We start from the raw sequence: 20,817 nt of genomic DNA on the forward strand, positions 1-20,817 counted from the left end.
GGGCCGGGCAACCCGTTCCCCTGCTCCGCCTACGAACCTGATGACGTGAACGGATCGGCGGTCACCCCCGGAGGTGATCCGTCCACATCATCAGGTTCGCCGCGCCGGAGGGGCAGTCGGGACCGGTCAGGGGTGCATCTCGTACGCGCCGGCGAGGGCGACCACCCGCTCCCACACCCGGGCGGTGCGCTCGGCGTCGCCGACCGGGCGGCGGACGTGGGCGAGCGCCCAGGCGGCCTGCTCGGCGCTGCTGGCCGGCTTGCCGTGCAGCTCGGTCGCGTACCCGGAGAAGTCCCGGACGAGCAGGTCGAAGATCTCGTCGAGCACGTCGCCGTCCAGCCCGGTCAGCTCGGCCTGCTCGAGGATGAGGTGGCCGTAGACGACCAGCGCGAAGAGCTGCCCGAGGGCGAGCAGGAAGTCCAGGTCAGTTTGCTGGGCCTCGTCGGGCGCGTGCGCGGTGAGCAGGGTGCAGAGCCCGTCGGCCTGCTCCCGGAACCGGGCCACGTTCGGCACGTGGGCGTGGGCGTCGTACGCGGCGCGCCAGTCGTGGAAGCGGATCGCGCCGAGGCCGCGGGCCGGGCCCTGCCGGAACAGGAACTCGTCGTCGGCGGCGTCGTGGCGGGTGGGCACCGGGGGGAACTCGGCCGGCTGGAACAGGTAGTTCGCCATGAACTTGAGGATCAGCGCCAGGTTGACGTGCACCGTCCCCTCCAGCTTCGGCAGGCCGCGGATGTCCTTGGCGGCCTTGTCGAAGTAGGTGTCGGCCTCGAAGCCCTTGGCGGCGATGACGTCCCAGAGCAGGTCGATGACCTTCTCGCCCTCGGTGGTGACCTTCATCTTCGTCATCGGGTTGAACAGCAGGTACCGCCGGTCGTCCGGGCCGGCCGAGCGGAAGTAGTCGACCGCCCGGTCGCTGAACAGCTTCATCGCCACCAGGCGGGCGTACGCGTCGGTGAGCTCGCGGCGGACATGCGGGAAGTCGGTGACGCGCCGGCCGTAGAGCACTCGATTGTGGGCGTGGCTGACCGCCTCGTACGTGGCGTGCTCGCAGATGCCGATGGAGGCGGTGCAGAGGTTGAACTTGCCGACGTTGACGGTGTTCAGGGCGGCGTCGAAGGCGGCCTTCCCGGTGTGCAGCACGTCCTCGGCGCGTACCGGGTAGTCCTCCAGGCGGAACTCGCTGACGTACATCTGCCCGTTCACCACGTTGCGGACCAGGTGGTATGCCGGGTGGCGGCTGTCGGCGGCGAAGAAGACGTACCCGTCGGGGCCCTCGACGTCGGCCCGGCGGCCGAAGACGGAGACCAGCCCGGCGACGTTGCCGTTGCCGATGTAGAACTTGCCGCCGGTGGCGCGGAAACCGCCGTCGCCGTCGGGGGTGAGCAGCATGTCGGTGGAGTAGATGTCGGCGCCGTGCGGCCGCTCGGAGAGGCCGAAGGCCATCACGTGCCCGGCGTCGAGCAGCTCGGCGGCGCGGGCCCGGGCGGCGGCGTTGTCGCTCTGCCAGACCGGGCCGAGGCCGAGCACGGTGACCTGCCAGGTGTACCAGTAGCCGAGGCCGTAGAAGCCGAGGATCTCGCTCAACGCGGCGTTGCGCGCGGTGTCCCAGCGCTTGTCCGGGTGGGCGCCGCCGTCAGCCGCCGGGGTGAGGAAGGTGGCGAAGAGCCCCTCCTTGGCGGCGAAGTCGAGGAAGTCGCCGTACCACTCGCGGCGGTTGTAGCTGTCGACGAGCGCCTGCTTGCCGCGCGACTCGAACCAGTCGACGGTGGCCCGCAGCAGCCGGCGCGACTCGTCGTCGAGGTGCGCCGGGTCGTAGGTGCGGGGGTTGAACAGCAGCGGGTCGGTCACGGCGTTGCCTTCCGGTCGGGGGCGGGGTCGAGGCCGCGGAGGGTGGCGAGGACGTCGTCGAGCCAGGCCAGCACCATTCGCTCGTACGCGATGCCGCCGCGCAGCACGACGTGCTGGAGCGACCCGCGGGCGTCGAGCGGGTCGGGGTCGGGAAAGTCGCGGCGCTCGCCGGCCAGGTAGCCGGCGAGCGTGCTCTCGTGGTCGGCGCGGTAGCGCTCGACCTCGGCGACCAGCGCGGCGCGGCCGGCCGGGTCGGCGAACGCGGCGCCGCGGATCTTGACGGCCAGCTCGTGCCGGACCGCCTCGGGCTGCACCGGGGCGCGCAGCCAGGTGACCAGCGCGGCCCGGCCGGCCGGGGTGGCCGACCAGACCTTCTTGTCCGGCAGCCCGTCCTGGCCGATCTCCTCGCCCGCGATCCAGGCGTCCGCCGCCATCCGCTTGAGCACCCGGTAGATCTGCTGGTGGGTGGCGGTCCAGAAGCGGCCGATCGAGCGGTCGAAGCGCCGCGCCAGCTCGTATCCGGAGGCGGGCCGCTCCAGCAGCGAGACCAGGATGGCGTGCTCCAGGGACATGCCAGGCATCCTGCTATGCAACTCGTTGCATAGCAACCCCGGTCAGATGATGAAGTGCGTCCAGTAGGTCAGCCAGATCACGAACAGCGCCCCCTGGAGCACGGCCAGGGCGGCGGTCAGCCAGGTGTCGAGGGTGACCCGGCGGGCCCAGCGGGCCAGCACCAGAGCGACCGGGAACGCGGCGAGCAGGTAGCGCAGCAGGCTCTTGTGCACCGGCGGCCCCATCGACAGCGGCACCAGCACCACGATCACCGTGTAGACCAGGTACGGCAGCTCGGCCCGGCGAAACCCGGCCAGGACGACCGCCAGGACCGCCACGGCGCACCACACCCGCAGCGCGTCTGCGCTGTTCTCCCCGGTCAGTGCTCGGTACGCCACCGCGAACGGGTTCTGCACGCTGATCCCCCAGCCCTTCTCCTGGGCGTGCTTGTACGCGTACCAGTCGCCGGACTGCCACCGGCAGAACGCCATGAAGGTCAGCCAGCCGGCCGGCACCAGCAGCAGCGGCCAGCCCTGGCGCAGGTAACGCAGGAGCGTGCGAGGGTCGAGCCGGTAGCCGTGCTGGCGCAGCAGGACCAGGGCGAGCGGGACGACCACCAGGAAGCCGACCGAGCGGCTCAGCGCCAGGAAGTAGCCGGCGATCCCGACCAGCAGCCAGCGGCGGCACTCGGCGTACCAGAAGGCGGCCAGCGCCAGGCAGACGAAGAGCGACTCGGTCAGCGCCGCCTGGAACAGGAACGCGGTCGGCAGCAGCAGCAGGTAGCGGACGAACCGGCGCCCCGCCGCGGGGTCGTCCCCCGCCGCGCCCCCGCCGAGCAGCCGGGCGCCGAGCTGGTGGGCGTAGTAGAGCTGGAGGATCAGCGCCACGTTGCTGATCACCAGCAGGGCCCACGCGGTGTGGCCGCCGAGCAGCGGGGCGACCGGCCGGGCCAGGAAGGGGTAGAGCAGCGGGAAGCCGAAGTCCCGCCAGGGCTGGTCGAGCGGGAGCTGGACCAGGTGGTCGTAGAGGAACGAGTCCCAGGCGAACCAGAGCGAGATCCACCGGTACGGCGTGACGGCGTGCTGCTGGGCCAGCATCATCGTCTCGTCGGCCGGCGGCGCCCCGGGTACGTCGTCCCAGGCGCTCAACGCGAGCACCCCGACCAGGCTGAGCACGACCTTGGAGCCGACGAACACCGCCAGCACGAAGCCCCACGGCGCGGGCACCCGGGCGGCGAGCCGGGTCACGCCTCGCCCGGCACGGCGGAACCGGGCGGTCGGTCCCCGCCGGTCCGTGGCGGGACCGCCGGCCACGCCGGCCCCTCGCCCGTCCACCATCAGTCCCCCACGCGTCGGCCCGCCCGCGACCACCCGGACCGCGAACCGTCGCCCCGCATCCCCGTTCCGCGGCCGTTGACACCCGCGGAACGAGGGGCATCGTCCGCGGGCGGCGGCCGGGCCGATGTCCCGAGGCGTCCGAGCCCCGCGACACCGGCGATCCGGCGGCGCGGGGCGGCGCGGGCGGCGCCGACCGGCGAGAATCGCCCGGCACAAACAGGTGAGATCGGGGGCAGGCCGGGTAACCGCGCTGCCGCAACTGACAGGCGGGCGGCGGAGGGCGCGGACAGCATGGGCGACAAGAACGGCACCGTGGTCATCGGGGCGGGGCCGGCGGGGCTCACCGCGGCTTACGAGCTGCTCCGGTACGGCGAGCCGGTCCGGGTCTTCGAGGCCGACGACGTGGTCGGCGGGATCAGCCGCACCGTCGAGCGGGACGGCTGGCGCTTCGACATCGGCGGGCACCGATTCTTCACCAAGGTGTCCCGGGTGGAGGAGTTCTGGCACGAGATCCTGGCCGACGAGGACTTCCTGCGCCGGCCGCGGATGAGCCGGATCTACTATCGGGGCGCGCTCTACGACTACCCGCTCAACGCCGGCAACGCCCTGCGCAACCTCGGTCTCCTCGAGGCGTTGCGCTGCGTCGGCTCGTACGGGCGGGCCCGGCTGCGGCCGCCGAAGGACCAGTCGCACTTCGAGGGCTGGGTGTCTGCCCGGTTCGGCTGGCGCCTCTACTCGATCTTCTTCAAGACGTACACCGAGAAGGTCTGGGGGATGCCGGCCGACCAGTTGCAGGCCGACTGGGCCGCGCAGCGGATCAAGAACATGTCGCTGTCCACGGCGGTGCTCAACGCGCTGCTGCCCCGGCGCAACCGCACGGACGTGACCAGCCTGATCGAGGAGTTCCAGTACCCGAAGCACGGGCCCGGAATGATGTGGGAACGCTGCACGGAGCTGGTGGAGAAGCGGGGCGGCTCGGTGCGTACCGGCACCGGGGTGACGGCCGTGCACCGCGACCCGGCGGCCCGGCGCGCGACCGGCGTGACGGTGGCCGACGGGGACGGGGAACGGACCGAGCCGGCCGACCACGTCATCTCTTCCATGCCGATCTCCGCGCTGGTCCGCGTGCTGCGCCCGGCGCCGCCGCCGGAGGTGCTCGCCGCCGCCGACGACCTGCGCTACCGCGACTTCCTGACCGTCGCGCTGGTGGTGCCGGAGGAGTTCTCGTTCCCCGACAACTGGATCTACGTGCACGACCCGGCGGCGAAGGTGGGGCGGATCCAGAACTTCGGCTCCTGGTCGCCGTACCTGGTCAAGGACGGGCGGACCTGCCTGGGGCTGGAGTACTTCGTCTTCGAGGACGACGAGATGTGGCGGACCCCCGACACGCAGCTGATCGCGCTCGCCACCGCGGAGCTGGAGCGGCTCGGCCTGGTCCGGCCCGGCTGTGTGGAGGCCGGCCACGTGGTCCGGATGCCGAAGGCGTACCCGGTGTACGACGAGCGGTACCAGCAGAACCTGGACGTGATCCGGGACTGGCTGGCCCGCGAGGTGCCCAACGTGCACCCGGTCGGGCGCAACGGCATGCACCGCTACAACAACCAGGACCATTCGATGCTGACGGCGATGCTGACCGCCGAGAACATCGCCCACGGCGCCGGCCACGACGTGTGGACGGTCAACGTGGAGCAGGACTACCACGAGCAGCGGGCGTCCGCCGCCGACGGCGGGCGCGCCGACGGCCGGCACGGCACCGGCCGGGACGCGCCGATCATGCCCGCGCGCCCGGACGGGCACCGACGGGTCGCCAAGGTCGGCACGGCCACCCCCGCGGCGGTGCGCCGGCCCTGAACCACCCGGCGGGACCCCGCCGGGGCCGGCGGGACCCCGCCCCCGCGCCCGACTCCGACTCCGCCGCCTGAGCCGCGGTAACGGGCGTACGTGAGGGTGGTCATAACGGCTGGACGATCACCGCGGTGCTGCTGCTAGCCTTCTCGGCAGGTCATGAGCGCCAGCGCCAAGCCCCGGCTCGCTGGCCGGCAACCCTCCTCCGCGGTGGGGTGCCCCGGGTGAGGACCAGGCACCGGCAGCACGCCGGTGCAAGCGTGGCCTGGTACCCAGGTCATCACCGACCCGAGGGAACCATGTCTGCTCACTCTCGCGCCCCGCTCGCCGACAACCTCGCGTACCCGGCCGGCTTCGCGCTGGTCAAGCGCCGGCACGTCGACCTGATGCGGGTGTGCAGCGACGCCTGTCGCCGCCCCGACGCGCGCTGAGCGCCACAACCCCCTTCTCGTACCACCCACTCCGGCTCGCCCGCCCCGGGCGCGCCGTCGGCGGCGTGCGCCCACGTCGCCCACCGACCCTGGAGACACCTGTGCGATTCCTCCCTGCCCTGACCCGCGTCGCCGCGCTCGGCGCCGCCGCCGTGCTCGCCGCGACCGCGCTCACCGCCTGCGGCGACGACGCCTCCACCAGCGAGGCGGCCAACCCGTACGGCCTGCTCCAGCCCGGCGTGCTGCGGGCCGGCACGCTCACCGACGCCCCGCCGAACGTGTACCTCAAGGACGGGAAGTTCACCGGCTTCGACAACGACCTGCTCACCGCGGTCGCCGCCAAGGCGGGCCTGAAGGTGGAGTTCGTCGGCACCGACTTCTCGGCGCTGCTGTCCCAGGTGAACAACCACAAGTTCGACGTCGGCAGTTCCTCGATCACCATCACCGAGGCGCGGAAGAAGACCGTCGACTTCGGCAACGGCTACGACTTCGGCTACTTCGGGCTCGACGTCCCGGCCGGCTCACCGATCACCGGCTTCGACCAGCTCGCCGGCAAGCGCGTGGTGGTCGTGCAGGGCACCGTGCAGGACGACTACGCCACCGGCCAGCACCTGAACCCGGTGCGGGTGCCCGACTACAACGGCGCGATCAACCAGCTCAAGGCCGGGACCGCCGACGCCTGGATCGCCCCCGCCGAGATCGGCGAGAAGTCGGCCGCCGACAGCAGCGGCAAGATCACCGTGGCCGCCAAGCAGCTCAGCCCGGCCCCGACCGCGTACGCGTTCGCCAAGGGCAACGACAAGCTCCGCGCGGCGCTGAACAAAGGCCTCGACGAGGTCATCGCCGACGGCACCTGGACGAAGCTCCAGGCGCAGTACTACCCGGGCCGGCCGATCCCGGCCGACTTCACGCCGGGCAGCGGCACCGTGCCGGTGCCCACCGCTTCGGCGGCTTCCTGACCGGCGGACACGAGCAGGGCGGACGGCGACATGGATTCACTGAGCACCCTCTGGGAGACCTTCTTCGACTGGGACTCCATGCGCGAGGCGCTACCCGACATGCTGACCGTCGGGTTGCCCAACACGCTGGTCCTGGCGGTCTCCGCCGCCCTGCTCGGCTCCCTGCTGGGCATGCTGCTGGCCATCGCCGGCATCTCCCGTACCCGGTGGCTGCGCTGGCCGGCCCGGGTCTACACCGACATCTTCCGGGGGCTGCCCGCCGCCGCGACCATCCTGCTCATCGGCGTCGGCCTGGCGCCGCTGGGCATGGAGGTCTGGGGGCCGAACCCGTACCCGCTGGGGATCCTGGCGTTGTCGCTGATCGCCGCCGCGTACATCGGGGAGATCTTCCGGGCCGGCATCCAGAGCGTCGAGGCGGCGCAGCTGGAGGGGGCCCGGGCGCTCGGCTTCTCCTGGGGCGAGGCGATGCGCCTGGTGATCGTCCCGCAGGGCGTCCGCCGGGTGCTGCCGGCCTGGGTGAACCAGCTGATCGCCCTGATCAAGGACTCCAGCCTGGTCTACTTCCTCGGCCTGCTGGCCAGCCAGCGGGAGCTGTTCCGAATCGGGCAGGACTACGCGGCGAACACCGGCAACCAGTCGGCCCTGCTGCTGGCGGGCCTCTTCTACCTGGCGTTGACCGTGCCGCTGACCCACGCGGTCAACGCGATCGACCGGCGGCTGCGGCAGGGTCGGGCGGTCACCGTCGACCCCGACGACGACGGTGGGCTGGCCGTGGCCGGCCAGGTCGCCCTGCCCCCGGAGACCGCCGCGCCGACGCGAGAGGACCAACGATGACCGCCACCACCAGCAACACCACCACCTCGGTCAGCCTCGGCGTCCGCGACGTGCACCTCGCCTTCGGCGCACACAAGGTGCTGCGCGGCGCCGAGCTGGACGTGGCCCGGGGCGCGACGGCCTGCGTGATCGGCCCGTCCGGTTCCGGCAAGTCCACCCTGCTGCGCACCATCAACCGCCTCATCGAGCCGGACTCCGGCGACGTGCTGCTCGACGGCCGCAGCGTGCTGCGCGACGACCCGGACGCCCTGCGGCAGCGGGTCGGCATGGTGTTCCAGCAGTTCAATCTCTTCCCGCACATGACGGTGCTGCGCAACATCACCCTCGCCCTGCGGAAGCTCCGGAAGCTCTCCGAGGACGAGGCGGTGCAGCTGGCCCGGGCGCAGCTCGACCTGGTCGGGCTGGCCGCCAAGGCCGACTCCCGGCCGGCGCACCTCTCCGGCGGCCAGCAGCAGCGGGTGGCGATCGCCCGCGCGCTGGCCCTGCGGCCGCAGGTGATGCTCTTCGACGAGGCCACCTCGGCGCTCGACCCGGAACTGGTCAAGGGCGTGCTCGGAGTGATGGCGGACCTCGCCGCCGGCGGCATGACCATGGTGGTGGTGACCCACGAGATGGGCTTCGCCCGCGAGGTTGCCGACACGGTGGCCTTCATGGACCGCGGCGTGGTCCTCGAGGCCGGCGAGCCGGCCGCGATCTTCGAGTCCCCCGAGCATCCGCGGCTACGCCGCTTCCTCTCCCAGGTGCTCTGACCCCGCCCTCGACCCGGCGGTGTGGACGTGGGCGGGGTCGGCTCCCGACATGCCTGGTGAGCGATATACCTGAGAGGCATATTTATGACGCCCAGGTATATCGCTCAGGAAGACGAGGCCGCCCGCGGACGGTTCCCCAGCTGATGTGCCGGGTCAGGGCCCCGGGCAGCGGTCGGAGAGGGCGTACCGGGTCAGCACGACGTCGTCGATCTGGCGGACCTCCAGCACCCGGGCCCGTCGGCCGGGATGCCAGGGGAAGCGGCCGTCCCCGACGAAGCGCGGCGCCCGGCCGTCGCCGACGAAGAACGGCGCGACCACCAGGTGCAGCTCGTCGGCGAGCCCGGCGCTGAGGAACTGGGCGTGCACGATGCCGCCCCCCTCGACCATCAGCCGGCGCACGCCCCGGGCGGCCAGGTCGGCCAGCACCGCCGCCGGCCCGACCGGCTCGCCGACGTCGACCACGGCGGCCACCGCGCCCAACCGCTCGCGGGTCTTCTCCAGCGCCCCGCTCGGGCAGTAGACCAGCTTCGTCGCCTCGCCCATGGTGAAGAAGCGGGCGGTCGGGTCGAGGTCCCCGCTCGCGGTGACGGTCACCTTCACCGGGGACGGCGGCAGGCCGCGGGCCGCCCGCTCGGCCCGGCGCCGATCGGAGCGCACCAGCAGCCGCGGGTCGTCCCGACGTACGGTGCCCGCGCCGACCAGGATGGCGTCGCAGCCGGCGCGGACCTCGTCGATCCGGTCCAGGTCCTCGGCATTGGACAGCAGCAGCCGCTCGGTCGAGGCGTCGTCGATGTACCCGTCGATCGACATGGCGCAGCTGAGCAGCACGTACGGTCGGGCGGTCACGGCACGAACGGCAGGTCGAGGGCGTGGTCGCCGCGGCTGACCTTCGCGGCCAGGTAGCCGGCGTTGGCCGGGGACAGGTGCACTCCCGTGGGCACCCGGTCGGCCACCGTGACGCCGAGCCGGTCGAGTTGGGCGGCCTTGTCCGGGTTGTTGCTGAGCAGGACGACGCGGGAAACCCCGAGCGCGGCGAGCATCTGCGCGGCCACCGTGTAGTCCCGCTCGTCCGCTCCCCGGCCCAGCGCCAGGTTCGCCTCGTACGTGTCCAACCCGGCGTCCTGGAGGGCGTACGCGTCGAGCTTGGCGTACAGGCCGATGCCGCGGCCCTCCTGGCGCAGGTAGAGCAGGAAGCCGTCGGCCTCGGCGATCCGCTCGACCGCCTCGCGCAACTGTGGGCCGCAGTCGCAGCGCTGGCTGCCGAAGACGTCGCCGGTCAGGCACTCGCTGTGCGGCCGGACCATCGGTGGCGGCCCACCGGCGGTGTGCCCGGCCACGGCCGCTGCCCACTCACCGAGGCCGAACGCGAGATGTTCCCGGCCGTCGACCAGGCCCTCGAACGAGAAGACCCGGGCCGTCGTGACGTACCCGTCGGGAAACCGCAGTGGAACCGTGACCTGGGTCCGGACCGTCGCCGCCGGCAGGGTTTCGTCCATCGTTCTCCTCCGTCCGGCGCTGCCGGACGTGCCGGCGGCGCACACCAAGGTCCACGGTATGCCGATCAGGGCGCGCAGTGGGTCCTCGGAATCCGGAGCTGGCGCCGCAGCAGCACGGCCGCACCGGGCAGGCTGGCGACGAGCACCAGCGCGCCGTACACCGTGGCGGCCGCGACGCCCTGCGCCGCGGTCAGCCCGGCGGCGGCGAACGCCCACGCGGCCACCCCCTCGCGCGGGCCGAAGCCGCCGACGTTGGCCGGTACTCCCATCGCGAGCAGGGCCAGCAGCGTCAACGGCACCAGTTGGGTCAGCGGCGCGTCGGCCCCGGCGGTGCGCGCCGCGACCACGAAGGTGGCCAGGTGCCCGGCCACCACCACCGCGGAGGCGACCAGCACGCCGGCCCAGGTACGCCGGGCGAGCAGTCCGGCCCGCACGTCGGCGATGCCGGTGCGCAGCGCCCGCCCCCACGCCGACGTCCCACCGCGGGGTGCCACCCGGGCGAGCAGGACCAGGCCGAGCCCGGCGGCCAGCAGCGCGCCGGCCACCGCGGGCAGGTACCGCCGCACCGGGGAGGGCAGCGCGGCCAGCACCAACACCGCGATGACGAGCTGGACGACCTGCCCGGCGGTGCGTTCCCAGACCACCGCGCGGACACCCCGGCCGACGTCGCCGGCGTCCCGGCCGTGCCGCACCGCCCGGTGCACGTCGCCGAGCACCCCACCCGGGAGCGTCGAGTTGAGGAAGACGGCGCGGTAGCAGTGGGCCACCGCCACGCCGAGCGGCAGCCGGATCCCGAGGCCCTCCGCGACCAGCGCCCACCGCCAGGCGCAGCAGACGGTGGTGACCAGGCCGATGGCGAGGGCAGCGGCGATCGCGGGCCCGTCGATCAGTCGCAGCCCGGCGAGGAACGGCCCGGTGCCCACCGACCAGACCAGCGCGGCGAGCACCGCGAGCCCGGCGAGGGTGCGCACCCAGGGCCACGGCGACCGCGCCACGCGGGCCGGCACCGCCGCGCCGGTCCCGGCGGGCGCGGGCCGCGGGGCGGACACCGGGGTGGGCGCGGGCACTGCGGCGGGCACCGGGGCTGCCGGCGCGGCGGGCGCGGGCGCGGCCGGCCTTGTCCGGGGTACGCCGGGCGGGGCGATGGTCGCGGGTGGCAAGCGGTCCTCCCTCGGTCCACCCGTTGTCACGCACCGCAGGGCGGTCCGGTTCACCCGCCGGCCAGCAGGTCGGCGTGGTGCAGCAGCACCCGCAGCCGCCCCTGCGCCGCCTCGGCGAGCCGCCGCCGCCGGTATGCCCGGGCCCGGCCGGCCAGCTCCGGCCGCTGCTCGCCGGCCGCGTCGAGCCAGCCGGTCAGCCATGCCGCGGTCAGCGCCGCCTGCTCCGGGCCGAGCCGCCACGGGCTGGGCCGGGTCCGTACGTCCACCCCCCGCCGGCCGAACGCGGCCCGGGTGGCCTCGACGGCGTCCGGCCCGAGGAGGGCGCGGCCGCCGACGGTACGGCGCTGGTGCGCGTTGAACGCCGCGGCGAACTCCGCGTCGAGCGGGTCGGCGGGGGTGAACTCGACCCGGCCGACCACGGTCAGCATGAACATCGTCGGGTGCCCGGCGCAGGCCGCCACCACCCGCTCGACCTCCTCGGCGGTGAGCATGTCCAGCAGCGCCGAGGCGGTGACCAGGCCGGCGTCGGCGAGGTCGGCGGCGGTCAACCGGGTGATGTCGGCGCGCCGGGTCTCCACGGTGACCGGGCTGCCGTCGGCGGCGGCGTCCACCAAGTCGGCGGCGGCCCGGTCCAGCAGGCCGGCGTCCTGGTCGTACAGGATCCAGTGCTGCGGGCCGGGCAGCAGCGGCGCCAGCCACCGCCCCATCGAGCCGGTGCCGGTGCCCAGGTCGTGCACCACCACCGGCCGGTCGCCGGTGAGCCCGCGGCGGACCGCGTCGGCCAGCTCGGTGGCCCGGGCCGCGGCGTCGGCGGGCTCGCGCAGCCGCAGCCAGTCCGCGAAGTCGGGCGGAAGTTGCGTGGTCATGCCGCCGTTGCCTCCTTCAGTACTGTCGCCAGGCGGTTCGTGGTGACCGTCCAGTCGGTGAGGGTGGCCCGCCGGTCCCGCGCCGACCGGCGCAGCCGGGCCCGCAGCGCGGGCTCGGTGAGCCAGCGGCGCAGCGCGCCGGCCAGCGCGGCCGGGTCGTCGGGCGGCACCAGCAGGCCGGGGCGGCTGCCGTCGGGAGCCTGCCCGAGCGCCTCGGGCAGCCCGCCGACGTCGCTGCCCAGCACCGGTACGCCCCGGGCCAGCGCCTCGGTGACCACCATCCCGTACGTCTCCCCGCGCGAGGGCAGCACCAGCAAATCGGCGGCGGCGTACGCGGCGGCCAGCGCCGGGCCGGTGCGCGGGCCGGCCAGCGGGACCCGGTCGTCGAGTCCGGTGTCGGCGAGCTGCCGGCGCAGCGCGTCGACGAAGGCGGGGTCCCGGGTCAGTGGGCCGACGAGCTGGCAGGTCCAGGGCAGGTCGGCGATCGTGGCCAGGGCGGCGACCAGCACGTCGTGTCCCTTGTGCGGGCTGACCGCCGCGACGCAGAGCAGCGCCGTGCCGGCGACCGAGGCGGCGGCCGGGGGCGCGGGGTCCACGCCGGGTGGGGCCGCGCGGACCCGGTCGGCGGGCAGCGGGTACCGGTCGAGCAGCCGGCGGCGGGTCCACTCGCTGGTGGTGACCACGGCGGTGGCGGTGGCCAACGCCCCCGCCTCGGCGTGGGTCTCCAGGGGCAGGTGCACGAGCACCACCAGGCGCAGCCGGCGGGCCTGTGGGCCGAGCACCTCCGGCACGGTGGCGGCGACGAGCCCGTCGAGCAGGACCGGCGCGCCGTCGGGCAGGGCGGCGAGCACCCCGGCGAGCGCGGCCCGCTCCCCCGCGCCCGGTCGTGGCCATCGGCCGGGCACCGGGTGCTCGCGGACGGTCCAGCCGGCCGCGGCGAGCCCGGCGCAGACCCGGCGGTCGTAGCGGTTGCCGCCGCTCGGGGTGGCCGGGTCGTCGATGTCGCCCGGCAGCACCACGTGCACCGCGGTCATCGGTTACAACGACCGCTCGTAGCTGGCCCAGGCGACGTGCGACTCGTGCAGGGTGACGGTGATCCCGGCCAGGCCGCGCGCGCCGTCGCCGAGCCGGCCGGCGCGCGCCCGCTCGGCGAGCCGGTCGGCGACCGTGCGGGCCAGCACCTCGGTGGTGGTGTTCACGCCCGTGAAGTCGGGCTCGTCGTCCAGGTTGCGGTAGGTCAGCTCGCCGAGGACGGCCTTGAGCTGCACGGTGGCCAGGCCGATGTCGACCACGATGCCGTCGGCGTCGAGGTCCGGCCGGCGGAAGGTGGCGTCGACGACGAAGGTGGCGCCGTGCAGCCGCTGGGCTGGGCCGAAGACCTCACCGGTGAAGCTGTGGGCCACCATCATGTGGTCCCGGACGGTCACGCTGAACACGGATCACTCCTCGTCGTAGGTGATGAGCTGGCACAGCGCGGGCAGCCGGCCCGAGCCGAGCCGGTCGAGCACGTCGGGCAGCTCCGCGAAGCGGGAGCGGCCGGTGAGCAGCGCGTCGAAGGCCGGGTCGGCGAGCAGGTCGAGCGCCAGCGCCAGCCGGTCGGTGAAACTCCGGTCGGCCCGGCGCGGCGACACCGTGCCCACCTGGCTGCTGCGGATGCTCAGCCGACGCGAGTGGAACGTCCCGCCGAGCGACAGCGTGATCGGACGGTCGCCGTACCAGCTCAGCTCCAGCACTGTGCCCTCCGGGCGGAGCAGCTCCAGCGACCGTTGCAGGCCGGCGGCGCTGGCGCTGGCGTGCACCACCAGGTCCCGCCCGCCGGCCGCGTCGGCGGGCAGGGCGAAGTCGACGCCGAGCGCGGCGGCCACCGCGGCCCGTGCGGGGTCGGCGTCGACCAGCTCGGCGCGTACGCCGGGGAAGCGGGCCAGCAGGGCGGCGACGCAGCAGCCGACCATGCCGCCGCCGACCACGGTGACCCGGTCGCCGACCAGCGGCGCGGCGTCCCACAGCGCGTTCACCGCGGTCTCCACCGTGCCCGCGAGGACCGCCCGGGCCGCCGGCACGCCCTCCGGTACGACCACCACCGCGTCGGCCGGCACGACGTACGCGGTCTGGTGCGGGTACAGGCAGAAGACCGTGCGCCCGCGCAGCGCGTCGGGCCCCTCCTCGACCACGCCGACACTGAGGTAGCCGTACTTGACCGGGGCCGGGAAGTCGCCCTCCTGGAACGGGGCGCGCATGGTGACGTACTGGTCGGCGGGAACCCGGCCGGCGAAGACAACGCTCTCGGTGCCCCGGCTGACGCCCGAATAGCGGGTGCGGACGAGGACCTCGTGGGGGCCGGGGTCGGGGACGGTCACCGGCCGGATCTCGCCCTCGCCGGGGGCGCGGAGCCAGAAGGCACGGGCGTCGCGGGTCACGAATTCCCTCTTTTCCGCATCCGGGCCGAACCGGACGGCCGTATTTCCCGTGTTGACTGGCAGGGTTGTCGATCATAGACACGGAGGCAGGGTGTCCACGGTTCGGAAGGGCCCGGTACTCGGGTTCGTCGCCCAGTTCGTCCTGCTGGCCGGGCTCGCCGGCACGGTCGGCCTCGGCCCGGCCGGTTGGCTGGCCGGCCTGGCGTACGGCGCCGCCCTGTGCGTCCTGTTGCGACGGGGCCTGCGGGCCGCCGGGGCGGACGGGCTGGGCCCGGCGGACCGGGTGACCCTGACCCGGGCGGTCCTGGTCGGCGGGGTGCTGGCCCTGACCGTGGCCGGCTGGGGACGGCCGGCGCCGGTGGCGGTGCTGGTGCCGCTCACCGCCGTCGCGCTGGCGCTGGACGCGGTCGACGGCCGGGTGGCCCGGCGTACCGGGACCGCGAGCGACCTCGGCGCGCGGTTCGACATGGAGGTCGACGCCTTCCTGATCCTGGTGCTCAGCGTCCACCTGGTGCCCGCTGTCGGCGGCTGGGTGCTGGCCATCGGCGCGATGCGGTACGCCTTCGTCGCCGCGAGCTGGCTGCTGCCGTGGATGCGGGGCACGCTGCCGCCGCGCTACTGGCGCAAGGTCGTCGCGGCCGCGCAGGGCGTGGTGCTGGCCGCCGCGGCCACGACGGCGCTGCCCCCGACGGCGACGGCCGTGCTGGTGGCGGGCGCCCTGGCCATGCTGGTCGAGTCGTTCGGCCACGACGTCGCCTGGCTGTGGCGGCACCGCCCGGCCCGCCGCGTCGTCGCCGTCCCGGGCGGACACGTCGCCGTCCCGGCCGGGCATGTCACCGGCCCGCGCGCCATGCGGGTCACCGTCACCCGCGTCAGGTCCGTCGCTTCCGCCGGCGAACCGGCCGCCGCCCGGTGGACGGCCCACCAGCCGGTCTGAGCCGACCGGCCCGCGAACCCGCCCGCCGGCACCGAAGGGAAGGACCGAGGATGTCACTCATCACCCGCCTGCGTCGATCGGGGACGGCGTCGGCAACCGACGGCGACCCCGCGCCCGACGACGCGCCGGTCGCGGCGTCCCGGGGCCGCCGGGTCGCGGCGGGCGTGCTCACCGGGCTCGCCGCGGCGCTGGTGCTGGCCGCGCTCGTCGTACCGGACCAGCTCGCCCGGCTGCACCCCGGCGCGTTCCTGCGGATCCCGGTGGAGGCGCTGGTCGCGGTCGCGCTGCTGCTCGTCCTGCCGGTCCGGGCCCGCCGGCCGGTGGCCGTGGCGTTCGGTCTGGCGCTCGGCCTGCTGACCGTGCTCAAGCTCCTCGACATGGGCTTCTTCGTGGCCCGGGACCGGCCGTTCGACGTGCTGCTCGACTGGCGGCTCCTCGACGACGGCTTCGGCTTCCTCACCGACTCGGTCGGGCGGGGCGCGGCGGTCGCCGCCGCGGCCGGGGTGCTGCTGCTCGCCGCCGCGCTGTTCGTCCTGCTGACCCTGGCCGTGCTGCGGCTGACCCGGCTGGTGGTCCGGCACCACACGGGGGCGGTCCGCGCGGTCGCGGCGCTGGCGGTGCTCTGGCTCGGCTGCGCCGTGTTCGGGGTACGGCTCTCCCCGGGGATGCCGGTCGCGGACCGGGCGGCGACCACGCTGGTGGCGGCGCACGCCGCCCAGGTCCCGGCCGGGCTGCGGGACCGGAAGGCGTTCGCCGGCGAGGCGGCCACCGACGCCTTCCGGGACGTCCCCGGCGACCGGCTGCTGACCGGGCTGCGCGGCAAGGACGTGCTGGTCGCGTTCGTGGAGAGCTACGGCCGGGACGCGGTCGAGGACCCCGAGTTCGCCCCGCACGTCGACGCGGTGCTCGACGACGGCTACCGCCGGCTGCGGGCGGCCGGGTACGACGCGCGCAGCGGCTTCCTCACCTCCCCCACGTTCGGCGGCGGGAGCTGGCTGGCCCACGCCACCCTGCTCTCCGGACTCTGGATCGACAACGACCAGCGGCACCGCGACCTGCTGGCCGGGGACCGGCTCACCCTCAACGGCGCGTTCCACCGGGCCGGCTGGCAGACGGTCGGCGTCATGCCCGCCGCCACCCAACCCTGGCCGGAGGGGAAGTTCTTCGGGTACGACCGCTACTACGACGCGGAGAAGCTGGCCTACCGGGGCCCGAAGTTCAGCTACGCGCCGATGCCCGACCAGTACACCCTCGCCCAGTTCCAGCAGCGGGAGCGGGCGCGTCCACACCCGCCGCTGATGGCGGAGGTTCCGCTGGTCTCCAGCCACTCGCCCTGGTCGGCCATTCCGGAGCTGGTCGACTGGGACGCGGTCGGCGACGGCTCGATCTTCCACACCGCGTCCACCAGCACCGGCGGCAGCCGGGACGTCGTGCAGCGGGACGCCACGCAGGTCCGGACCGACTACCGGCACTCCATCGAGTACAGCCTGGAGACCCTGGTCTCGTACGTGCTGACCTACGGCGGGGACGATCTGGTGCTGGTCTTTCTCGGCGACCACCAGCCGGCCACCGCGGTCACCGGTGAGGGCGCCAGCCGGGACGTCCCGATCACCGTGGTGGCGCACGACCCGGCGGTGTTCGACCGGATCGCCGGCTGGGGCTGGCAGGACGGGCTGCGCCCCGGGCCGCGGGCCCCGGTCTGGCGGATGGACACCTTCCGGGACCACTTCCTCAGCGCCTTCGGTCCGGGGCTCGCCCGCTGACCGTCAGGCCGCCTCGCGGCGCCGGTTCCGGGACCGGGGCGCCGGCGTCTCGCGGGACCCCGACCGTCGGCCCGCCGGCGCGCCGCCGCGGGCCAGGCGCATCGCCCGGCGCGCGTTGACCAGCGGCTCGCACGGGGCGCTCTGCCGGGCGCAGAGCAGGCTGGGACACCGGCCCTCGGCGTCCGGCTGGTGCGCGGCGGCGACGTCGTACGCCACTCGCCACAGCAGCGGGTCCGTCACGTCGTCCGGCAGGACGGCGTCGTGGCTGGACCGGGTGTGTGTCGTGTCGGGCACGCCGAACCCCTCTCGTCGTCGCTGTCTGTCTCACTGACCGGTCAGGACCAGGTCAAACCTCCCTCGGGCGGGCGATGACGGCCACGAGGCGACGGTCACGTCGAGCCGCGTCCGCTTCAGGCCGGGTAGGCGTGGGTCTCGGCGGCCTTGACCGCCGCCCAGACCCGCTGCCCAGGGGTGAGCCGCAGGTGGGCCGCCGCGCCGGGAGTGACGTCCGCGGCGACGGTGATCGGGCCGTCGAGCTGGACCCGCAGATTGTCGCCGTGCCGCTGCACGCCGACCACGGTGGCCGGCCAGACGTTGCGCGGGCTGCCGTCGGGCCGGCTCGGGTGCAGGGCGACGGCGGCGGGTGCGAACGCCACGAAGGCGTCCCCGACGACCCGGTCCGCCGCGGTGAGGGTCAGCTCGCCGACCCGGACGGTGTGCCCGTCGGCGCGTCCACGGTGCAGGTTCAGCCCGACCAGCCGGGCCACGTAGTCGGTGCGGGGCCGGGCGGTGACGGCGGCCCCGTCGCCCTCCTGGACCACCCGCCCGTGCTCGACGATGATCAGCCGGTCGGCGAGCACCAGGGCGTCGAGCGGGTCGTGGGTGACCAGCAGCGTCGCACCGGCGTGCTCGCCGAGGTGCCGCTGGAGTTCCGCGCGGGTGTCCAGCCGGGTGCCCGCGTCGAGAGCGGCCAGCGGCTCGTCGAGCAGCAGCAGGGTCGGGTCGACGGCGAGGGCCCGGGCCAGGGCGACCCGCTGGGCCTGCCCGCCGGAGAGCTGCCGGGGCCGGCGGCGGGCCAGCTCGGCCAGGCCGACCCGGTCCAGCCAGCGTTGCGCCCGGTCCCGGGCGGTACGCCGGTCGGCGCCGTGGCGGCGCGGTCCGAACGCGACGTTGTCCAGCGCGCTCAGGTGCGGGAAGAGCAGGTAGTCCTGGAACACCACGCCCACCGGACGCCGCTCGGGCGGGGTCCAGCGCCGCCGGTCGGGGCGGTCCAGCTCAACGCCGTCGAGGGTCAGGTGCCCGGCGGTGAGCGGGTGCAGCCCGGCGAGCACGCGCAGGGCGGTGCTCTTGCCGGCGCCGTTCGGGCCGAGCAGCGCGACGACCTCGCCGGCGCCGATGCGCAGCCGGACGTCGAGGTGGAAGGCGCCCCGGTCGGCGACCAGGTGCGCGTCCAGCAGGGGTGCGGCGGTCACGGGGCGCTGACCCAGCGGTCGCGCAGCCCGGCGAGGATGGCCACGGAGACGGTGAGCAGGATGAGGCTCAGTACGATCGCGGCCGGCGGGTCGGTCTCCAGGGCCAGGTAGACGGCGAGCGGCATGGTCTGCGTCCGGCCGGGATAGTTGCCGGCGAAGGTGATGGTGGCGCCGAACTCGCCGAGCGCCCGGGCCCAGCAGAGCACGGCGCCGGCGGCGATGCCGGGGGCGACCAGCGGCAGGGTGACGTGGGTGAAGGTGGTCCACCGGCCGGCGCCGAGGGTGGCGGCGGCCTCCTCGTAGCGGGGGTCCGCGCCGCGCAGCGCGCCCTCCACGGCGATGACCAGGAACGGCATGGCGACGAACGCCTCGGCGAGCACCACCCCGGCGGTGGTGAACGGCAGGGTCACCCCGAAGGTGGCGTCCAGCCAGGACCCGAGCAGCCCGCGGCGGCCGAAGACCAGCAGCAGCGCCACCCCGCCGACCACCGGGGGCAGCACCAGCGGCACGGTCACCAGCGCGCGGACCAGGCGCCGGCCGGGGAACTCGACCCGGGACAGCAGCCACGCCAGCGGTACGCCAAGGCCGACGCAGAGCAGCGTGGCGAGGGTGGCGGTCTGCAGGGACAGCCGCAACGCGGTGAGCACGCCGGGCTCGGTCAGCCGCTGCGGCAGGGTGCTCCAGGGCGCCCGGGCGAGCAGTCCGGCCAGCGGGAGGACGAGGAAGAGCAGCCCCAGCCCGGCCGGTACGAGCAGCGCGAGGGGCACCCGGCGGCGGGGCCGGGCCGGCCGGGGCGCGGCGACGTCACGGGCCGGCACTACGCCTGCGGGGGCTGGAACCCGGCGGCGGCGAGCACCGCCCGGCCGGCGTCGGAGCGGACGTAGTCGACGAAGGCGCGGGCGTCGGCCGGGTCGCCCGCCCGCTTCAGCACCACGATCGGGTAGTCGTTGACCGCGCCGGCGGACTCCGGGAACTCGACGGCGTCCACGTCGGACGCCGCGGCGCGGGCGTCGGTGCGGTAGACCAGCGCGGCATCGACCTCGCCGAGCCGCACCTTGGCCAGCGCGCCCCTGACGTCCTGTTCCAGGGTGGCCGGGGTGAGCCGGATGCCGGCCGCGTCGAGGGCCTTGACCGTCGCCGCCCCGCAGGGCACCTGTTCGGCGCAGAGCGCGACCTTCACCGCGGGCCGGGTCAGGTCCGCCAGGCCGGAGACCCGGCCGGGGTTGCCCTCGGGCACCGCGATGACGAGCTGGTTGCGGGCCAGGGTGACCGGCGTGTCGCTCGCCTCACCGGCGTCGGTCACCGTCCTCATGGTGGCCGGCGAGGCGGCGGCGAAAACGTCGGCCGGGGCGCCCTGGGTGATCTGGGTGGCCAGCGCGGAACTGCCGGCGAAGTTGAAGGCCACCGTGGTGCCGGGGTGGGCGGCCTCGAAGTCCCGGCCGAGCCGGGTGAACGTCTCGGTCAGCGAGGCGGCGGCGAAGACGGTGACCCGTCCGCCGCCGGCCTGCCCGGAGGGCTCCCCGCCACCGCAGCCGGCCAGGCCGAGGGTCAGTGCGGCCAGGCCGGCGAGCGCGGCGCGGATCCCGCGTACGGTCACGGGCCGGTCCTTCCTCTTGGCGCGGTGGCGCGTTCCACCACCACGGTCGTCGACTTGATCACCGCGACGGCCACCGAACCGACGGTCAGGTCGAGGTCGTCGACGGCCTCGCGGCTCATCAGCGAGACGATCCGGAACGGCCCGGCCTGGATGTCGACCTGCGCCATCACGGTGTCCTTGACGACCGCGGTGACGATGCCGCGCAGCCGGTTGCGGGCGGACGACAGCTCGGGGTGGCCCGGGGCGCGGACGAACGCGGCCAGGTCGACGCCGTCGACGACCCGATGGCCGTGGTCGTCGCGGGTGGCGGCGAGCCGGCCGGCGTCGATCCAGCGGCGCACCGTGTCGGGGCTGACCCCGAGCAGTTCGGCGGCCTCGCCGATCCGGAACACCGTCACCCGGCCACCCTAACGGTCCGCACCTGCGAGGCGAAAGCCGCCGAGGCCCTGGCATTCTCCGACCACCGCAGCCCTAAAGTGCCAGCGCCTGCGGTCACCGTCCCGCCCACCGGGTGCGGCCGGTGGTCCACGACGTCCGGGTCGGCCCCTGGCCAA

Annotated in this window: 21 protein-coding genes, 1 pseudogene and 1 riboswitch; of the genes and pseudogenes, 7 read left to right on the forward strand and 15 right to left on the reverse strand. The window is 74.7% G+C overall.

Annotated elements, in window-relative coordinates:
• Positions 1–126 precede the first annotated feature (126 nt).
• From I8N68_RS03625 to I8N68_RS03635, 3 genes are read right to left on the reverse strand one after another with little or no spacing between them, the layout of a single operon-like run.
• Entirely contained in the window at positions 127–1,848 is a 1,722-nt protein-coding gene (locus I8N68_RS03625) for an acyl-CoA dehydrogenase family protein (protein ID WP_200207547.1), read from the reverse strand.
• Positions 1,845–2,420: a PadR family transcriptional regulator gene (locus tag I8N68_RS03630; protein ID WP_200207549.1), complete on the reverse strand. Its 576-nt coding sequence runs from the start codon at positions 2,418–2,420 to the stop codon at positions 1,845–1,847. Before I8N68_RS03630 ends, I8N68_RS03625 begins: the two co-directional genes overlap by 4 nt.
• A gap of 42 nt (positions 2,421–2,462) precedes the next feature.
• Positions 2,463–3,713: a hypothetical protein gene (locus I8N68_RS03635; protein WP_234038678.1), complete on the reverse strand. Its 1,251-nt coding sequence runs from the start codon at positions 3,711–3,713 to the stop codon at positions 2,463–2,465.
• A 315-nt stretch (positions 3,714–4,028) separates the two neighbouring features.
• On the opposite strand from I8N68_RS03635, the gene I8N68_RS03640 reads away from it, so the two are divergent.
• The 5 genes from I8N68_RS03640 (at position 4,029) to I8N68_RS03655 (ending at position 8,555) form a co-directional block, all read left to right on the forward strand.
• Positions 4,029–5,588 carry an NAD(P)/FAD-dependent oxidoreductase gene (locus tag I8N68_RS03640; RefSeq protein WP_200207551.1) on the forward strand — a complete coding sequence of 520 codons (1,560 nt, stop codon included), beginning with the start codon at positions 4,029–4,031 and terminating at the stop codon, positions 5,586–5,588.
• Between the two features lie 149 nt (positions 5,589–5,737).
• Positions 5,738–5,849: riboswitch (SAM riboswitch) on the forward strand.
• A 32-nt stretch (positions 5,850–5,881) separates the two neighbouring features.
• A complete protein-coding gene (locus tag I8N68_RS33510) occupies positions 5,882–6,013 on the forward strand; it encodes a hypothetical protein (RefSeq protein ID WP_267909502.1) in 132 nt (43 codons plus the stop codon).
• A gap of 101 nt (positions 6,014–6,114) precedes the next feature.
• Positions 6,115–6,972 (forward strand): ABC transporter substrate-binding protein, encoded by an 858-nt coding sequence (locus tag I8N68_RS03645; protein ID WP_200207553.1) that lies wholly within the window; start codon positions 6,115–6,117, stop codon positions 6,970–6,972.
• A 30-nt stretch (positions 6,973–7,002) separates the two neighbouring features.
• Positions 7,003–7,806: an amino acid ABC transporter permease gene (locus I8N68_RS03650; protein ID WP_200207555.1), complete on the forward strand. Its 804-nt coding sequence runs from the start codon at positions 7,003–7,005 to the stop codon at positions 7,804–7,806.
• A complete protein-coding gene (locus I8N68_RS03655) occupies positions 7,803–8,555 on the forward strand; it encodes an amino acid ABC transporter ATP-binding protein (protein WP_234038679.1) in 753 nt (250 codons plus the stop codon). The genes I8N68_RS03650 and I8N68_RS03655 overlap by 4 nt, the downstream gene beginning before the upstream one ends.
• A 153-nt stretch (positions 8,556–8,708) precedes the next feature.
• Here the strand turns inward: I8N68_RS03655 and I8N68_RS03660 are convergent, their stop codons facing one another.
• From I8N68_RS03660 to I8N68_RS03690, 7 genes are all read right to left on the reverse strand, one after another.
• Positions 8,709–9,401, reverse strand: coding sequence for a RibD family protein (locus tag I8N68_RS03660; protein WP_200207557.1), 693 nt, complete (start codon positions 9,399–9,401; stop codon positions 8,709–8,711).
• A complete protein-coding gene (locus tag I8N68_RS03665; RefSeq protein ID WP_200207559.1) occupies positions 9,398–10,051 on the reverse strand; it encodes a GTP cyclohydrolase II in 654 nt (217 codons plus the stop codon). The genes I8N68_RS03660 and I8N68_RS03665 overlap by 4 nt, the downstream gene beginning before the upstream one ends.
• 65 nt (positions 10,052–10,116) lie before the next feature.
• Positions 10,117–11,058 (reverse strand): lysylphosphatidylglycerol synthase domain-containing protein, encoded by a 942-nt coding sequence (locus tag I8N68_RS03670; protein ID WP_200208117.1) that lies wholly within the window; start codon positions 11,056–11,058, stop codon positions 10,117–10,119.
• Between the two features lie 203 nt (positions 11,059–11,261).
• On the reverse strand, positions 11,262–12,077 hold the full coding sequence (locus I8N68_RS03675; RefSeq protein ID WP_200207561.1) for a methyltransferase domain-containing protein: 816 nt from the start codon (positions 12,075–12,077) through the stop codon (positions 11,262–11,264).
• Positions 12,074–13,111 (reverse strand): glycosyltransferase family 4 protein, encoded by a 1,038-nt coding sequence (locus I8N68_RS03680; protein ID WP_200207563.1) that lies wholly within the window; start codon positions 13,109–13,111, stop codon positions 12,074–12,076. The genes I8N68_RS03675 and I8N68_RS03680 overlap by 4 nt, the downstream gene beginning before the upstream one ends.
• 3 nt (positions 13,112–13,114) lie before the next feature.
• Positions 13,115–13,513, reverse strand: a complete 399-nt coding sequence (locus tag I8N68_RS03685) for a 6-pyruvoyl trahydropterin synthase family protein (protein WP_200207564.1) — start codon at positions 13,511–13,513, stop codon at positions 13,115–13,117.
• A gap of 3 nt (positions 13,514–13,516) precedes the next feature.
• Entirely contained in the window at positions 13,517–14,494 is a 978-nt protein-coding gene (locus I8N68_RS03690) for a zinc-dependent alcohol dehydrogenase (RefSeq protein WP_200207566.1), read from the reverse strand.
• Between the two features lie 91 nt (positions 14,495–14,585).
• On the opposite strand from I8N68_RS03690, the pseudogene I8N68_RS03695 reads away from it, so the two are divergent.
• Both I8N68_RS03695 and I8N68_RS03700 read left to right on the forward strand, forming a co-directional pair.
• Positions 14,586–15,156 (forward strand): annotated as a pseudogene (locus I8N68_RS03695) (CDP-alcohol phosphatidyltransferase family protein); the annotation flags it as partial.
• 325 nt (positions 15,157–15,481) lie between these two features.
• Complete coding sequence (locus I8N68_RS03700) at positions 15,482–17,194, forward strand: sulfatase-like hydrolase/transferase (protein WP_200207575.1); 1,713 nt, start codon at positions 15,482–15,484, stop codon at positions 17,192–17,194.
• 3 nt (positions 17,195–17,197) lie between these two features.
• On the opposite strand, the gene I8N68_RS03705 is transcribed toward I8N68_RS03700, so the two are convergent.
• From I8N68_RS03705 to I8N68_RS03725, 5 genes are all read right to left on the reverse strand, one after another.
• On the reverse strand, positions 17,198–17,488 hold the full coding sequence (locus I8N68_RS03705) for a hypothetical protein (RefSeq protein WP_200207578.1): 291 nt from the start codon (positions 17,486–17,488) through the stop codon (positions 17,198–17,200).
• A 116-nt stretch (positions 17,489–17,604) separates the two neighbouring features.
• Complete coding sequence (locus I8N68_RS03710; protein ID WP_200208119.1) at positions 17,605–18,681, reverse strand: ABC transporter ATP-binding protein; 1,077 nt, start codon at positions 18,679–18,681, stop codon at positions 17,605–17,607.
• Positions 18,663–19,484 (reverse strand): ABC transporter permease, encoded by an 822-nt coding sequence (locus I8N68_RS03715; RefSeq protein ID WP_200207585.1) that lies wholly within the window; start codon positions 19,482–19,484, stop codon positions 18,663–18,665. The genes I8N68_RS03710 and I8N68_RS03715 overlap by 19 nt, the downstream gene beginning before the upstream one ends.
• Positions 19,484–20,263: a molybdate ABC transporter substrate-binding protein gene (gene modA, locus I8N68_RS03720; RefSeq protein ID WP_200207588.1), complete on the reverse strand. Its 780-nt coding sequence runs from the start codon at positions 20,261–20,263 to the stop codon at positions 19,484–19,486. The genes I8N68_RS03715 and modA overlap by 1 nt, the downstream gene beginning before the upstream one ends.
• On the reverse strand, positions 20,260–20,661 hold the full coding sequence (locus I8N68_RS03725; RefSeq protein ID WP_200207591.1) for a TOBE domain-containing protein: 402 nt from the start codon (positions 20,659–20,661) through the stop codon (positions 20,260–20,262). Before I8N68_RS03725 ends, modA begins: the two co-directional genes overlap by 4 nt.
• Between the last annotated feature and the right edge of the window lie 156 nt (positions 20,662–20,817).

Origin of the sequence: Micromonospora coerulea, from assembly GCF_016598485.1 — a bacterium.
In the GTDB taxonomy this organism is placed as follows: Bacteria; Actinomycetota; Actinomycetes; order Mycobacteriales; family Micromonosporaceae; genus Micromonospora; species Micromonospora coerulea.